Annotated in this window: 12 protein-coding genes; 6 read left to right on the forward strand and 6 right to left on the reverse strand. The window is 65.1% G+C overall.

The features are described 5' to 3' along the window. Nucleotides 1-4: 4 nt before the first annotated feature. Nucleotides 5-3,148: a bifunctional proline dehydrogenase/L-glutamate gamma-semialdehyde dehydrogenase PutA gene (putA, locus tag WC585_RS07645; RefSeq protein ID WP_373257068.1), complete on the reverse strand. Its 3,144-nt coding sequence runs from the start codon at nucleotides 3,146-3,148 to the stop codon at nucleotides 5-7. Between the two features lie 110 nt (nucleotides 3,149-3,258). Here putA and WC585_RS07650 point away from each other — a divergent pair, with 110 nt between their 5' ends. The 5 genes from WC585_RS07650 (at nucleotide 3,259) to WC585_RS07670 (ending at nucleotide 6,679) form a co-directional block, all read left to right on the forward strand. Next, nucleotides 3,259-3,720 (forward strand): Lrp/AsnC ligand binding domain-containing protein, encoded by a 462-nt coding sequence (locus tag WC585_RS07650; RefSeq protein WP_373257069.1) that lies wholly within the window; start codon nucleotides 3,259-3,261, stop codon nucleotides 3,718-3,720. Between the two features lie 71 nt (nucleotides 3,721-3,791). After that, nucleotides 3,792-4,877 (forward strand): glycosyltransferase family 4 protein, encoded by a 1,086-nt coding sequence (locus WC585_RS07655; protein WP_373257071.1) that lies wholly within the window; start codon nucleotides 3,792-3,794, stop codon nucleotides 4,875-4,877. A gap of 53 nt (nucleotides 4,878-4,930) precedes the next feature. After that, the gene (locus WC585_RS07660) at nucleotides 4,931-5,281 is read left to right on the forward strand and encodes a ribonuclease (RefSeq protein WP_373257073.1); all 351 of its coding nucleotides are present in this window, start codon (nucleotides 4,931-4,933) and stop codon (nucleotides 5,279-5,281) included. Nucleotides 5,282-5,396: 115 nt separating this feature from the next. Further along, nucleotides 5,397-5,873 carry a hypothetical protein gene (locus tag WC585_RS07665; protein WP_373257074.1) on the forward strand — a complete coding sequence of 159 codons (477 nt, stop codon included), beginning with the start codon at nucleotides 5,397-5,399 and terminating at the stop codon, nucleotides 5,871-5,873. After that, nucleotides 5,870-6,679 (forward strand): PA-phosphatase, encoded by an 810-nt coding sequence (locus WC585_RS07670; RefSeq protein WP_373257076.1) that lies wholly within the window; start codon nucleotides 5,870-5,872, stop codon nucleotides 6,677-6,679. The genes WC585_RS07665 and WC585_RS07670 overlap by 4 nt, the downstream gene beginning before the upstream one ends. Before the next feature lie 3 nt (nucleotides 6,680-6,682). Here WC585_RS07670 and aguB read toward each other — a convergent pair whose 3' ends face one another. From aguB to WC585_RS07695, 5 genes are all read right to left on the reverse strand, one after another. After that, a complete protein-coding gene (gene aguB, locus WC585_RS07675) occupies nucleotides 6,683-7,549 on the reverse strand; it encodes an N-carbamoylputrescine amidase (protein WP_373257077.1) in 867 nt (288 codons plus the stop codon). Then, entirely contained in the window at nucleotides 7,549-8,550 is a 1,002-nt protein-coding gene (locus WC585_RS07680) for an agmatine deiminase family protein (protein WP_373257078.1), read from the reverse strand. Before WC585_RS07680 ends, aguB begins: the two co-directional genes overlap by 1 nt. Before the next feature lie 184 nt (nucleotides 8,551-8,734). Then, on the reverse strand, nucleotides 8,735-11,269 hold the full coding sequence (locus WC585_RS07685) for a TonB-dependent receptor (RefSeq protein ID WP_373257079.1): 2,535 nt from the start codon (nucleotides 11,267-11,269) through the stop codon (nucleotides 8,735-8,737). A 166-nt stretch (nucleotides 11,270-11,435) separates the two neighbouring features. Next, nucleotides 11,436-11,951, reverse strand: a complete 516-nt coding sequence (gene msrA, locus WC585_RS07690; protein ID WP_373257080.1) for a peptide-methionine (S)-S-oxide reductase MsrA — start codon at nucleotides 11,949-11,951, stop codon at nucleotides 11,436-11,438. A 323-nt stretch (nucleotides 11,952-12,274) separates the two neighbouring features. Continuing rightward, nucleotides 12,275-13,441, reverse strand: a complete 1,167-nt coding sequence (locus tag WC585_RS07695) for an OmpA family protein (protein ID WP_373257081.1) — start codon at nucleotides 13,439-13,441, stop codon at nucleotides 12,275-12,277. Between the two features lie 324 nt (nucleotides 13,442-13,765). Here WC585_RS07695 and WC585_RS07700 point away from each other — a divergent pair, with 324 nt between their 5' ends. Next, nucleotides 13,766-14,665, forward strand: a complete 900-nt coding sequence (locus WC585_RS07700; RefSeq protein WP_373257194.1) for an SDR family NAD(P)-dependent oxidoreductase — start codon at nucleotides 13,766-13,768, stop codon at nucleotides 14,663-14,665. Nucleotides 14,666-14,700: the final 35 nt, after the last annotated feature.

A 14,700-nucleotide genomic window follows, 5' to 3' on the forward strand; every position in this document is an offset into this window, starting at 1 on the left:
CAGTTTAAAGATTCAGCAGCGCCGGGTCGCCGCCCTGGGCGGAGATGTTGTTGCTGATCGCCTTTTCCGCCGCATAGCGGATCAGGCTGTTGGGGCCGCCGGCCTTCGGACCGGTGCCGGACAGGCCTTCGCCGCCGAAGGGCTGGACGCCAACCACCGCGCCGGTGATCGAGCGATTGATGTAGACATTGCCGGCGGGAACCAGGCGGATCACTTCCTCGGCAAAGGCTTCGATACGGCTGTGCACACCGAGCGTCAGGCCATAGCCGCGCGCGGCCAGCTTGCCGGCGACGGTCTTCAGGTCCTTGGGCTCATAGCGATAGATGTGCAGGATCGGGCCAAAGACCTCGCGCTCCAGGAAGTCTGGCGTGGGTATCTCGGCAATGGTCGGGGCGAAGAGGTCGCCGCGTTCCGAACCTGAGGGCAGGGTGGCGCGGGCGATGACCTTGGCCTCCTTGCGCAGGCGGGCGACGTGGGCCTCCAGCAGGGCGCGGCTCTCGGCGTCGATGACCGGGCCGATGTCGGTGGCGGGATCGGTCGGGTCGCCCACGACCTGAACGGCCAGAGCGCCCTTCAGCCCCTCGATCAGGGCATCGGCACCCTCCTTGGGCACATAGACGATGCGCAGGGCCGAGCAGCGCTGGCCCGCAGAGCCGAAGGCGGAGTTGATGACGTCGTCGATGACCTGCTCGCGCAGGGCGGTGGAGTCCACAAACATGCCGTTCAGCCCGCCGGTCTCGGCGATGAAGGGAATGATGGCACCGGGCCGCGCGGCGATGGCGCGGTTGATCGCATAGGCGGTGTCGGTGCCGCCGGTGAAGGCCACGCCGTCAATGGCCGGATGGGACACCAGGGTCGCGCCCACCGTCTCGCCACGACCGGGGACCAGGGCCAGCAGGTCGGGGTGCAGGCCCGCCTTGTGGAACAGGCGTACGGCCTCGGCTGCGATCAAGGGGGTCTGTTCGGCGGGCTTGGCCAGGACGGCATTCCCGGCGGCCAGGGCGGCTGCGATCTGGCCGGTGAAGATGGCCAGGGGGAAATTCCAGGGGCTGATGCAGGCAAAGATGCCGCGACCGTGCAGGACCAGCTGGTTGATCTCTCCGACCGGACCTTTCAGCTCCTCGCGCCCGCCGAAGTCGCGTTCGGCCAGCATGGCATAGTAGCGGCAGAAGTCGGCGGCCTCGCGCACCTCGGCCACGCCGTCGTTCAGGGTCTTGCCCGCCTCACGGGCCAGCAGGGCGATCAGCCGGTCCATGTCGGCCTCCAGCGCATCGGCCATGGCGCGCAGGATCGGGGCGCGGCCTGCGCCGCCCTTGCGATCCCAGGCGACCTGGGCCTTGGCAGCGGCGTTCAGGGCCGTGTCGATCTCGGCTGGTGTGGCCTCGGACACATGGCCCAGCACCTGGTGGCGATCCAGCGGATTGGTTACGTCCTGGGGGTCGGTCCCGGCCTGAAGCCGACCGCCGATGAGCGGGCCCGAGTTGAACTTCTCGCTGTCGACCTCGGCCAGGGCCAGGGCGTGGCGCTCGCGGTCGGCGCTTTGTGAATAGTCGCGGCCCAGCGAGTTCTGGCGGTCCATGTACATGTCCTTGGGGGTGGGTATCTTGGCGTGGCGGTCGGGATGGGCCTCGACCTCGACGATGGGGTCGGCGGCGACGGTAGAGGCGGGGATGCGCTCGTCCAGCAGGGCATGCACGAACGAGGAGTTTGCCCCATTCTCGAGCAGGCGGCGCACCAGATAGGGCAGCAGTTCCTCATGCCCGCCGACGGGGGCATAGCCGCGCACGACGATCTTCTCCGCCCCCCACATCTCGGCTGCGGCATCGTAAAGCGCCTCGCCCATGCCGTGCAGGCGCTGGAACTCCATCTTCACCCCGGCGCGATTGGCCATGTAGTGGACGGCGGCCAGGGATGTGGCGTTGTGGGTGGCGAACTGCCCATACAGATGCGGCGAGGCGTCCAGTATGGCCTGGGCACAGACCAGATAGTTCAGGTCGGTCGCGGCCTTGGTCGTGAAGACGGGATAGTCGGGGCGGCCCATGACCTGGGCCCGCTTGATCTCGGTGTCCCAGTAGGCCCCCTTGACCAGCCGCACCATGATCCGGCGACCCGAGGTTTCGGCCAGGGCGGCGACGCGCGCGATCACTTCGGGCGCGCGCTTCTGATAGGCCTGGACCGCCAGGCCCAGTCCCTTCCACTCACCCAGGTCCGGGTCGTTGGCCAGCCTGTCCAGCAGCTTCAGCGACAGGGCCAGACGGTCGGCCTCCTCGGCATCCATGCAGAAGTTGATGTCATAGGAGGCCGCGATCAGGGCCAGGCGTTTGACGCGGGGATACAGTTCTTCCCAGACGCGCGCCTCGTGCGTGGCCTCATAGCGGGGCGACAGGGCCGACAGCTTGACCGAGACGCCGTGGCCCGTCTGGGGCCCGCGCATGTCCGGCCGCGACGGCATCGCCTTGCCGACGCCGTGGATGGCCTCGGCATAAACCTTTTCATAGCGTTCGGCGTCGGCAACGGTGCGGGCACCCTCGCCCAGCATGTCGAAGCTGCACAGCCACTTCTCACGATTGGCCCGCTTCAGCGCCCCGTTGATCGTGCGGCCGACGACGAACTGCTCGCCCATCATGCGCACGGCAGCGGCGACGGCCTGACGGATCACCGGCTCGCCGATGCGGCCCGCCACGCGCCGCAGGAAGCCGGGCAGGTCGCGACGGGCATCCTCATCCACATCGACCAGACGACCGGTCAGCATCAGGCCCCAGGTCGAGGCGTTGACAAACAGGCTGTCGGACTGCCCCAGGTGTTTGGCCCAGTCGGCCGAGCCGATCTTTTCGGCGATCAGCCGGTCGCGGGTCTCCTCGTCCGGCACGCGCAGCAGGGCCTCTGCCAGACACATCAGGGCCAGACCTTCGCGGGTGCCCAGCGAAAACTCCTGCAAGAAGCTTTCGACCACGCCCTGTTGATCGGCCGATTCACGTGCGCCCTCGACCAGTCGGGTCGCGACCTCCAGCACCTTGGCCCGCTCGGCGGAGTCCAGCGGAATACGGGCCAGATTGGTGGCCACGGCCTCACGCTCATCGGCGAACTTGCCGTGGTCCAGCGTGTCCCATCCGGCGACGCTTGAGGGGGAGAAGTCGGCGGTGGTCATGCTTGAAATTGTCCTGATGTCACGGCGCATATATGGCGGAGATGACCGACTGTGCATCGTATGATAAGCGGCTGAAACGAAGGATGTTCCGGCAAAAGGGTCTCTCGCCGATGGAAGCTCTGGATGCCGTGGACCGCCGCCTGTTGCGGGTCCTTCAGGACGATGGCCGTATCTCCAATGCGGAGCTGGCCCGGCGTTGCAACCTGTCACCCGCCGCCTGTTTCGAGCGGATGCGGCGGCTGCGCGAGAAGAAGGTCATCACCGGCTATGCGGCCCTGATCAACCCGGCCAAGGTCGGGCGCGGCCTGATGATCTTCGTCGAGGTGCTGCTGGACCGCACGACGGGCGACATGTTCGAGGCCTTCGCCGAGGCCGTACGCCGTCAGCCCGAAGTGCTGGAGTGCCATATGGTGGCGGGCGGTTTCGACTATCTGATCAAGGCACGCGTCGGCGACATGGAGGCTTATCGCGCCTTTCTGGGAGACGTTCTGGTCAAGATGCCGGGCGTGCGCGAGACGCGAACCTATGCCGTTCTCGAAGAGGTGAAGTCGACGACGGCCTTGCCGCTTTGACCCAGTCTCGCCAACGTCACCGCAAACCGCTAGACCGTCCCTCCGATCAACGGCGGAGCCAACTGGCCCACATGCGCATCGTTCTGGCCACCGACGCCTGGGAGCCCCAGGTCAACGGCGTCGTCCGTACCCTGACCCGGACCATCGCGGAATGCCGCGGCATGGGTCATGAGGTCGAGGTCATCGAGCCCAGTCAATTCAAGACCATTCCCTGCCCGACCTATCCGGAAATCCGCCTGGCTTTGGGTGCTGAAGAAGAGATCCGCGAACGCCTGCGCGCCTTTGAGCCCGAGGCGGTCCACATCGCCACCGAAGGGCCTATCGGGATCGCCACGCGGCGCATCTGCGTGGAGTGGAAACTGCCGTTCACGACCAGCTATCACACCAAATTCCCGGAGTACGTCTCGGCCCGATTCCCGATCCCGGTGCAGGTCGGCTATGCCTATATGAAATGGTTCCACAAGCCGTCCGGGCGGCTGATGGTGGCGACGCCAACCTTGCGCGATGAGTTGATGGCGCACGGGTTCCGCAACGTCTCGCCCTGGACGCGGGGCGTGGATACCGAACAGTTCAATCCGGACCTCGAACGCATCTATGACGAACTGGGAGGCAAGGACTGGCCGCGCCCGTTCTTCCTCAACGTCGGCCGCGTCGCTGTCGAGAAGAACATCGAAGCCTTCCTGGAGCTGGATCTGCCCGGCACCAAGATCATCGTCGGTGACGGCCCGGCGCGCGCCGAGCTGAAAGAAAAATACCCGCAGGCCAAGTTCCTGGGGGCGAAGTTCGGCGAAGAGCTGGCGCGGTGCTTCCGTGACGCCGACGTCTTTGTCTTCCCCAGCTGGACCGACACCTTCGGCCTGGTGATCCTGGAGGCGATGGGCACGGGCACGCCGGTTGCCGCCTATCCGGCCCACGGCCCCATTGACATTATCCCGGGCTCCAACGCCGGTGCCATCGACGATGATCTGAAGACTGCCTGCCTCAAGGCGCTGGAGTGCGATCGTGCGACGGTCCGCGCCTATGCCGAAAAGTTCAGTTGGCGGGCCTCGGCGGAGCAGTTCGTCGAGAACCTGCAGCCCTATCCTGAGCCTGACCGTGGCCGGTTCTGGCGCCGCCTGCGCCGGATCGCGCGACTGAGGCGCAAGGTCGCCGCCTGAGGGGAACCCCTGCGCTGCCATCGCGCTTTGTCGGAGACACCAAGGAGCGCGCCATGACCGATCAACAGCCCGATCCCAAGCCCCAGACCGACGACGCCGCGGAGGCCGACTCCATGGGCGAGAAGCCTGATCTGGGACGCACGCCCGACGGCATGCGCGAGGCCCTGGACAGGGCCTTGTCAGGAACGGATTCGGGCTCAGATACGCGTGCGGGTTCTTTGCAAGGCGGCGCGGCGTCTGGTTCGGATGACGATCCGGACTCCGACATCATCAACAAGGCGCTGGCCAGTGAAGGCCGGGCCTCGGCAGAGCGCAATGCTGAGCGCCCGGCAGACCCGGACCCTGTGAACAACACCGGCGACGACAAATCCGCCAAGGGCGAAGCCGACGCTGCGACCGGCTGAACACACTCGCCACACCGTCAGCATCCAGACACCGCGCGAACGCCAAGCCGCCTTGCCGCCGCCCCACCCTTGGGCCACGGTGAGCGGAACAATAGAATAACCAGGGACGTAAGGAATGAAGCGCATTTTCGCGGGCAGCGCAGTACTGGCGGCTCTGGCCGTGACAGCCTGTGGCGGAGATGCCGAACCCAAGGCCCCTGCTGCCGATGCGCCCTCGCCTGCAACCACGCCTGTGACCGCCACACCTGAGGCGGTTGTTGAGCCCACGCCGGCTGCGTCCAATGCTCCTGATTTCGCTGTTCTTTACCCTGATGCCACGCCGGTTGGCCCGGCAACGGTGGCGCGTGGTCCGGCTGGACCTGGCGGTATCATGACCTTCACGACACCGGCCGAGCCCGATGCCGTCGTGGCCTTTTATCGTGAGCGCGCAGAGGCTGCGGGGCTGGCGACGATCGCGTCGATGAACCAGGGGGGGACGCGGGCGTATTCCGCTGGCGACGGCACCAGTAGCGGAAAGCTGCTTCGCGTTATTGCTACACCGACGGAAGGTGGCCCGACCAATGTGCAATTGGATTGGACCGCCGGGCGGTGAGGCCAGCAGCCGGCCTTGCGGCACGGCTGATCGGCGCGGCGCTGCTGGCTGGTTGCACATCCACCACCATCGGCCGGTCTCAACCCGTGCCGGGTTATCTCGGTATCGCAGACCTTGCGACATTGGCCGGGTCTGTGCCTGATGCACCATCCGCCAACAGCCCGGAACAGGCCCGCGATATCGCTCTATCCCAGCGCTTTCGCGCGCTGGAAGACACAGACCGCTGGTGGATGGCTACGGCCCATGCCGAGGTCCGGCCGCCGGAAGCGGCACAGCATTTCGACTGCGCCCTGGGCACGCGTCTGGCCGAACAGCCGCGCCCTGCGCTCGACCGCGTAATGGGGCGGTTGCTGGTCGATTCCGAGCGTCTTGCCGTTGATCTGGTTGCGCGCCATCCACGGCTGCGACCGCTCGCTGTGCCGGAGCGACGATCCTGCCAGCGGCTGAACGAGGCAAGCCGTTTAGGGGCCACCAGTTATCCGTCCGTAGCCGCCGTCGCAGGCGCGGCCTACGGCGAGATGTTCGCCGACCTGGCCCCGGACCGTGCTCTTACCGCCCGTCAGATGGGACAGGAGATCGGCTTCAGCCGTGCCGTCTGCGCGACCAACTGGCCCTCTGATGTCGCTGTAGGCCATGCCCTCGGCGTCGCTCTTTACGAGGCTTCATCGACCGAGGACGATTTCGCGCTCGATCTGGAGGCGGCGCGTGCCGAGCTCATCGCTGCGCGTGCCGAGGGCCTGACCAACCCCGGGTGTGCCTCTGAAGGTCTGGCCTTGGCGCAGGGTCAGGCTATTCTGGGGGACTAGGTCTCAGGCCGGTCGTGGGCTGGACAATGCCCCATACAACTCTGGACGGCGGTCGCGGAAGAAGCCCCAGGCCGCGCGGTAACGATCCAGGAAATCCAGATCGAAGGTGTGGACCAGCACGCCCTCCTCATCCTTCAACTGCTCGACCAGATCGCCGCGGTGATCGGCGATGAAGGAGTGGCCGTAGAAGGTCTGACCCACCTCGGTCACCGTCTCGTGGCCGATGCGGTTGGCGGCGACCACGGGCGTCACATTCGACACGGCATGACCCTGCATCGCCCTTTGCCAGGGCAGGGCGGTGTCCAGGGTCTCGTCATGCGGTTCCGAGCCAATGGCGGTCGGATACATCAGGATGTCGGCACCCAGCAGGGCCATCGCCCGCGCCGATTCCGGATACCACTGGTCCCAGCAGATACCGACGCCGATCCGGCCGAAGCGGGTGTCCCAGACCTTGAAGCCCGTATCGCCTGGCCGGAAATAGTACTTCTCCTGATAGCCGGGGCCGTCGGGAATGTGGCTCTTGCGATAGACACCCAGGGCTTCGCCATCGGCGTCCAGCATGACCAAAGAGTTGAAATAGTGGTGGCCCTCCTTCTCGAAGATCGAGACGGGGATGGCCACGCCCAGTTCCCGCGCCACCGGCTGCAACTGGACGACCGCCGGATGCTCGCGCCACGGATAGGCGGTGGCGAACCAGTGCTCCTCCTGGCTGACGCAGAAATAAGGCCCCTGGAACAGTTCACTGGGCAGGATGACCTGTGCGCCCTTGGCTGCGGCCTGACGGATCAGAGCGATCGTCTTGTCGATGTTCGCCTGCATGTCCGTGCCATAGGAGGTCTGGATGGCGGCGACGGAAATCGTGCGGGACATCAGGCGGGCTCCTGCTGGGAGATGCAGTGGAACGACCCGCCGCCGGTCAGGATGTTGATCGAAGGCAGGGGAATGATCTCGCGGTCGGCGAAGACCGTCGCCAGTCCCTGACACGCCAGGTCAGCGGCGCGGGCGTCGCCATAGGTCGGCACGATTATCGCACCATTGGCGATCAGGAAGTTCATGTGGCTGGCCGGCACGGGCCTGCCGTCGGCATCGGCGACGAAGCCGGGCGAGGGCAGGGGCAGCAGGCGGATCGGCTGACCTTCGGCATCCGTCATGGTCGACAGCGTCCGCGCCAGATCGGCATAGGCGTCGTCATTGGGATCGCCCCGGCCCCAGGCCACAGGATGCGCGACCACGCCCGGCGCGACGAACCGGGCCAGATTGTCGACATGGCCGTCGGTGTGGTCGTTCAGCAAGCCGTTGCCCAGCCACAGTACCTTGCGTGCGCCAATCGCCTCGGCCAGCGCCGCCTCGGCCTTCTCCTCGGTCCAGTCGGTATTGCGATTGCGGTTCAGCAAGCATTGGCGTGTGGTCAGGACGGTGCCCTGTCCGTCATGATCCAGTGCCCCGCCTTCCAGAATAAAGTCGTTGCGATCCAGCGGCACGCCCGAGGCCGCCCCGATCTGGGTGGCGACCGTGTCGTCGTGCTCCATCTCGAACTCGCCGCCCCAGCCATTGAACTGGAACGCGGCTGCACGGGTCGATCCCGCCTTAAAGATCGGGCCGGTGTCCCTCAGCCAGATGTCCCCGAACAGACCGTCCACGACCTCGACATTGGCGACATCGGCGAACCGCGCCTTCGTTTCGGGAAACACATCCGGATGTCCGGTCATCAGCTTGACCTGCTCGCGTCCAGGTCCCGCCAGAGCCCGTACAAGAGCCTCCACCTCGGCGCGTGCCTCCTCCAGATTGTCCACCCACAGCTCGGCATGGCTAGGCCAGCCGACCCACATGGCCCGGTGCGGTGCCCATTCGGCGGGTATGGGGGTGGTCATGGCGAAAGCTGATCCTTGGAACGTCGGCGGGCAGACCGTGTGCGGACTGCGCCAGATAGACACCCCAGCCCGGGACTTCAACTCGCGCGGTCTGCGGGCGATCCCGTGGCAGGCATCAGCGCAAAGAAAAGAGGCGGCCCGTTTCCGGACCGCCTCAGTTCATTCAGTCGACGTTTGCGTTGGTTTAGAAGGCCACCCGCAGGGTCGCCGAGATCGTGCGCGGAGCGCCGACCGAAGCGAAGGGCTGGCTGAAGCCGGGCGTGCCCGGGGTCGCCGAGGCGCGCGTGCCCAGGTTGGCGTAGTACTGCTCGTCGAAGATGTTGTCGGCGTTCACCTGGATGAACGTTCCTTCGTAGCCGAACTGCGCCAGGTCGAAGCGGACGTTGGCGTCGACGGTGGTGAAGGCGTCAACCTTGAAGTCGTTGACGTCGGTCACCCAGCGTTCGCCGGTATATTTGGCCTGAATGCCGGCTTCCAGATACGGGGTGAACTGGTAGCTGGCGCGTGCTGCCAGCATCCATTCCGGTGTCTCGACCAGTTCCTTGCCCTTGGTGGCAACGATCTGCGGAACGCCGCCAACGGTGTTGTTGACGTAATCGTCCTGCACTTCGGTGCTGATCCAGGTGGCCGAACCATACAGGCTCAGGGCTTCGATCGGCGACCAGCCGATGGAGCCTTCGGCACCGATACGCTCGACCGCACCGACGTTACGGTCGACGAACTGACCCAGATCCTCATCGAAGGAGCTGACGATACGGTTCTCTTCGTTGTTGGCGAACACCGAGACGGTGCCGACCAGGGTCGGGTTCGAGTAGCGGTAGCCCAGGTCGAAGTTCTGGGCATTCTCCGGCTGAACGGTCGGGTTACCGATCGAGCCGTCGGCGAAGCGGCGAACGCCGTAGAGGCTGTCCGTACGCGGAGCCGACAGGGTCTCGGCGTAGCTCACATAGACCGAGTGACCTTCGCCCCAACGGTACGAGGCACCGAAGTTGGGCAGGATGTCGTCGTACTTCACTTCGCGCGAATAGGGCGCAATGTAGACTGTATTGCTTGTGCCGAAGCGGACGTCACCGAACGGGATCGGAGCGGCTACGCCGCCAACCGGCAGGAAGGTCGTGATTGGCGTTTCGGTGGTGCAACGCACATTCGACGAAGAGTTCTGCGTGTAGCAGAAGTTGTTCAGCTCACGGGTGAAGAATGGAGCGCGGACACCGATGTTCAGGGTCAGAGCATCATCCATGAACTGACCGCGGTACTCAACCGAGAACTGGTTCAACTCGGCGATCGAGAGACGGTCACGCGACCGAAGCTCGTAGCCGTCGAGGTTCACCACGCGGTTGTTCTCGTCGTTGCGACCGCCGAACCAGTCGACGAAGCGAGGGTTGGTCGGGTTCGAGAAGTTCACGCGGCCGTACTGACCGGTCTGGCGGTGACGACCGAAGTCGAGCGCATAGGCGGCGCGCAGACGGTGGTTGTCGTTCAGGTCCCAGATCAGCGAGGTGTTCAGACCATAGCGGTGGGTGTTCGTGTTGGACGGCGTCATGACGCGAACGCGATCCAGAATGTCCCCGTCACCATTCAGGTCTACGCCGCCGGTGGCGAAGGACCCGCGCAGCAGGGCGTCATTTTCTGCCAGGACGGCCTGCTGGGTGCCGCCGTTTGCCAGGGTGTACTGGAATGACGGGTCAACCGTCAGGACCAGATTTTCAGCAAGGGTAAAGCGCGACTGGCCACGGATGCTGCCGGTGTTCGAGGGGTTGACGCGCAGACCGTAGAAGTTCGAGCCGTTGGCGTCGTTGTCTGCCAAGCCGTTGCGGAAGGTCGGCGCGATGTAGGTCGTGTCGAAATCGACGTCCCAACCGCGCGGGTCGGTTTCAACCTGCGGCAGGATCGAGCCGGTCGCCGTACCGAGGTTCGGACCGAGGTAGTTGTTATTGCGGTTCTCGTTGTAGTTACCCGACAGCGACAGGAAGTCGCCGTTGTCGCCCAGCGGCTGATAGATGCGGGCATTGAACTGCGTCTTTTGCAGATCGCCCAGACCCTTGAACTTGTCGTAGTCGGTCTTGGAGACGGCAAACCAGGCCGAGGTACCCCAAGGGCCGAACTCGCCAGAGTTGATCAGGAACATGTACCGGCGGTAGTCGAAATCGCCGAACGAAGCCTGTCCCCAGCCGCTGAAATCGGCGGTCGGACGAAGGGTCACATAGTTGATGGTGCCGCCGGTGGCCGCAGCCGTCGGGCTGTCGACGTCGGTCGAACCGGTGTTGACCGTAGCGCGCTCGATCAGTTCCGGGTCCAGCTGCTGGTTGGTGTAGGTGGCATAGTTGCCGGTGTCGTTCAGCGGGATACCGTCAAACGTCAGCGAGACGCGGTTGCCGTCGAAGCCGCGCAGGCGGATGTTGCCGCCCGACGAACCGTAAGAGTCGGTGTTGGTGAAGCTGAGGCCCGGCGTCAGGTTCAGCGTCTGCAGGATCGTCTGGCCCGGCGTCTGGGTCGAGATGAATTCCTGGCTGATCGTGTTACGGGTCTTCGAAACGGTCTCGGCTGTGGCCAGGCCGTCGATGTTGCGCGGTCCGCGCGTACCCGTCGCAACGACTTCACTCAGCTCGGTGGCTTCTGTCGTTTCCGAACCCGTCGATTGGGCCGAAGCGGCACCGGCCATAAGCAGGCCGCTGAACAGGGCGGTCGTCGCCCAGAACGCGCGTTTGCGGTTCATCATTATCATCTATCCCCAGATGGCTCGGGCGAAAGCGCCCACGCGCCGCTGACCGGCCCGTCTAAATCACGCTCCGTCTAGGGCCGGGATGGGAAGCTGCGACGACAGTCATGTGACAGCGGTGTGACAGTGACCGGGGGTTGCCGAAGGGCCACACCCCCTTGAGTGCCTAACGGTTGGCCGAGCCCCATACGGCCCGAAGCCGTGCGGCACGGCCGCAGAACCGGGTATAACCGCCATAGCGTGTGGGATTCAGGCGTGCGAAATCCTGATGATAGGCTTCTGCGGGCCAGAAGCGTGCGGCATCACGCACGGGTGTGACAAAACGCGCATTGCCGATAAGCTGCGCGGCGGCGCGGCGTGAGGCTTGGGCTGCCGGTTTCTGGGCGGCGGTCGCGAACACAGCCGTGGCATAGGGCGCGCCCTGGTCGCAGAACTGGCCGTCCGGGTCGGTAGGGTCTATCGTTCGCCAGAACCGATCAACCAGTTGGCGATAGGTAATCCGGGCCGGGTCGAACGTCACCTGGACCGCTTCGAGGTGGCCCGTATTCCCGCGGACCACCTGGTCATAGGTCGGGTTTGCAACGCGTCCCCCAGAGAAGCCGGAAACGGCAGATACGACGCCCGGTATGGCCTCGAAATTGGCCTCTACCGACCAGAAGCATCCCCCGGCGAAGACAGCCACTTCCCGGCGCCCACTGTCGTTAGCCTGAGTGCCGGTTGCAGATGTGGGCGCACTCTGGGCCGGTTCTCCCGGAGAACATGCCGCTACGGCGATGGCGAATAGAGCGGCGGAAAGACGAATGCCCATAGGAAGACTCCTGCGACGGGGCGTCACCTCATCCTATACGGCGATCGGGAGCCGATGGTTTCATGTCCTTGACCACCCGCGTCAAACGACACCGCCCGCCCTCGTTTCCGAAGGCGGGCGGCGGGTAGTTTCGTATCGACCGTCCGGTCTAGCCGGGAGCCGGGGTCTGTCTTGCGACAGGCCCCGGTCCGTTTGGCTTAACGGAAGTTGATGCCGACCGTGGCGCGACGGTTCAGCGGCTCACGCACGCCGTCAGCCGTTGCACGGGCCAGGGCGGTTTCGCCCTTGCCGTCCAGCGAGATCACGCCGCCGTTGATGCCCTGGGCGACCAGAGCGTCACCCACGGTGCGGGCGCGGCGGTTGGACAGGCCGACGTTGTAGGCGGCCGAACCCGAGGTGTCGGCGTGACCGACGATCAGGACGCGCGTCGGACGACCAGACTTGGCGTAGTTGGCGGCTTGGGTCACGACCGATTGAGCTTCAGCCGTCAGGTCCGAGCGATCCCAGTCGAAGTAGACCACGAACTCGCGGTCAGCCGGGACGACCGGAGCCGGCGGCGGCGTGACCGGGCGCGGCGGCTGCGGTGCGGGCGGCAGAGGAGCCGGGGCGGGCGGCGGCACATAGGCCGGCTCGTCGGCACCGAAGGCGTAGCGCAGGCCCAGGGTCAGGGTGTGGCTGTTGTCGAAGTCACCGGCGAAGTTACCGATGTCCGAAGCGGCCGCAGACGTGAAGGTGTCGAACTCGACGTCCGTCATCAGGTAGCGGTAGGTCACGTCCAGGTTGGCGCGGTCGCTCATGCGGACGGCGAAGCCGGCCAGGGCCTGAGCAGCCAGTTCGGTGGAGCTGTCGTCAGCGCCGACGGCGACGGTGCGGTTGCCGCCCAGGGTGCCGACGAACTCGGTCGTGACGTTGGCGACACCGGCACCCAGGCCGACGAAGGGACGGAAGGCCCAGTCTTCGTTGCCGAAGTCATAGATCACATTGACCAGGGCCGTGGCGGTCTTGAAGCTGCCCTCGGGGTTTTCGCAAGCACCGGCGACGGGCGAGATGTTGCAGATGCCGGTCGGCAGACCTGCGCTGGGGTTGATCACGGTGCCGAACTCGTTCTCGGCGCGGTAGCCGCCTTCCAGTTCAACGCGCCAGTTGGGCGTGAAACGGTAGCCCAGGCGGGCGAAACCGGCCCAGTTGTCGTCGGTTTCAAAGTTCAGGACCGGACCGTTGGTCTGCGAAACCAGCTCCAGATCGTCCGAAATCGTGTGATAACCGGCGTCGATCGCACCGTACCAGCCGTTCGGCTCTGCCGAGGCCGTTCCGGCGGTGAACAGGCTCGCCAGGGCGACGCCAGCAAGAAGTTTCAGCTTCATGATAGTCCTCATACTCGTGATTGTCGGATGTCCACGTCTTTACACGTGACACTCGCAGGCCGAACGACAATGTGTCGCTCCGGTTCCGCGTTCCCGCCAGCAATGCGGCAACTGTGGCGCCATTTCAACATAATTACCTTGATTAACCAGTTTATTGGCCGAGCAAAGGTGCAGGAACGCAGAATTGCGGCATTCGGGCACATTGCTCACATCGATCAGCTCTGAACGGGCCGCATGGATAAGTCCTTTAATGCAAGCCTGTTTTCTTCCCACTGATCCGGCGCTAGGGACAATGGATCTCATAGCAGGAGCATGCGCATGGCGATGACATTCGAGGGTCGGGTAGCGATCGTGACCGGAGCAGGCGGCGGACTGGGCCGCGAACACGCCCTGGCCCTGGCCAAACGCGGAGCGAAGGTCGTGGTCAACGACCTGGGCGGCGCACGCGATGGTTCCGGCGGTTCAGCCACAGCGGCCGAAGCCGTGGTCGCCGAGATCGTGGCGGCGGGTGGTGAGGCCATGGCCAATGCTGCCTCTGTCACCGACGCGGCGGCGGTCCAGTCCATGGTCGATGAGGTCATGGCCAAATGGGGTCGGGTCGACATTCTGGTCAACAATGCCGGCGTCCTGCGCGACAAGACCTTCGCCAAGATGGAGCTGGAAGACTTCCGCTTCGTCGTCGACGTCCATCTGATGGGGGCGGTCAACTGTACCAAGGCTGTGTGGGAGATCATGCGGACGCAAAACTATGGCCGCATCGTCATGACCACCTCGTCCTCGGGCCTGTACGGAAATTTCGGCCAGTCCAACTATGGTGCCGCCAAGATGGCACTGGTCGGTTTCATGCAGACCCTGTCGATCGAGGGGGCCAAGAACGACATCCGGGTCAACTGCCTGGCCCCGACGGCCCACACGCGCATGACCGAGGACCTGGGTGCGGCCCTGCCGCTGGAGAAGCTGGGGCCCGACATGGTCACGCCGGGCCTGCTGTATCTGGTCAGCGACGACGCCCCCAGCCGCTGCATCCTGGCCGCCGGTGCCGGCGGGTTCGAACGCGCCTATGTCACCCTGACGCAAGGGGCCTTCATCGCCGGCGACGACGCGCCCGAACAGGTCGCCGCCCGCTTCTCCGAGATTTCGGACCGCACCGGAGAGATCGTGCCGGACATGGGTGCGGCCCAGGGGATGATCGAACTGTCCAAGGCCCAGAAGGCGCATGGGTGACATTCAGGCTTGTAGGCTGGGGCACTTGCCTTGAC

The sequence above is a fragment of the Brevundimonas sp. genome, from assembly GCF_041648055.1.
Taxonomy (GTDB): domain Bacteria; phylum Pseudomonadota; class Alphaproteobacteria; order Caulobacterales; family Caulobacteraceae; genus Brevundimonas.

Bases quoted from the DNA above. Each gene is read 5' to 3' on its own strand.
- putA (WP_373257068.1), bottom strand. From the start codon at position 3,148: ATGACCACCGCCGACTTCTCCCCCTCAAGCGTCGCCGGATGGGACACG.
- WC585_RS07650 (WP_373257069.1), top strand. From the start codon at position 3,259: ATGGAAGCTCTGGATGCCGTGGACCGCCGCCTGTTGCGGGTCCTTCAG.
- WC585_RS07655 (WP_373257071.1), top strand. From the start codon at position 3,792: ATGCGCATCGTTCTGGCCACCGACGCCTGGGAGCCCCAGGTCAACGGC.
- WC585_RS07660 (WP_373257073.1), top strand. From the start codon at position 4,931: ATGACCGATCAACAGCCCGATCCCAAGCCCCAGACCGACGACGCCGCG.
- WC585_RS07665 (WP_373257074.1), top strand. From the start codon at position 5,397: ATGAAGCGCATTTTCGCGGGCAGCGCAGTACTGGCGGCTCTGGCCGTG.
- aguB (WP_373257077.1), bottom strand. From the start codon at position 7,549: ATGTCCCGCACGATTTCCGTCGCCGCCATCCAGACCTCCTATGGCACG.
- WC585_RS07680 (WP_373257078.1), bottom strand. From the start codon at position 8,550: ATGACCACCCCCATACCCGCCGAATGGGCACCGCACCGGGCCATGTGG.
- WC585_RS07685 (WP_373257079.1), bottom strand. From the start codon at position 11,269: ATGATGAACCGCAAACGCGCGTTCTGGGCGACGACCGCCCTGTTCAGC.
- WC585_RS07695 (WP_373257081.1), bottom strand. From the start codon at position 13,441: ATGAAGCTGAAACTTCTTGCTGGCGTCGCCCTGGCGAGCCTGTTCACC.
- WC585_RS07700 (WP_373257194.1), top strand. From the start codon at position 13,766: ATGACATTCGAGGGTCGGGTAGCGATCGTGACCGGAGCAGGCGGCGGA.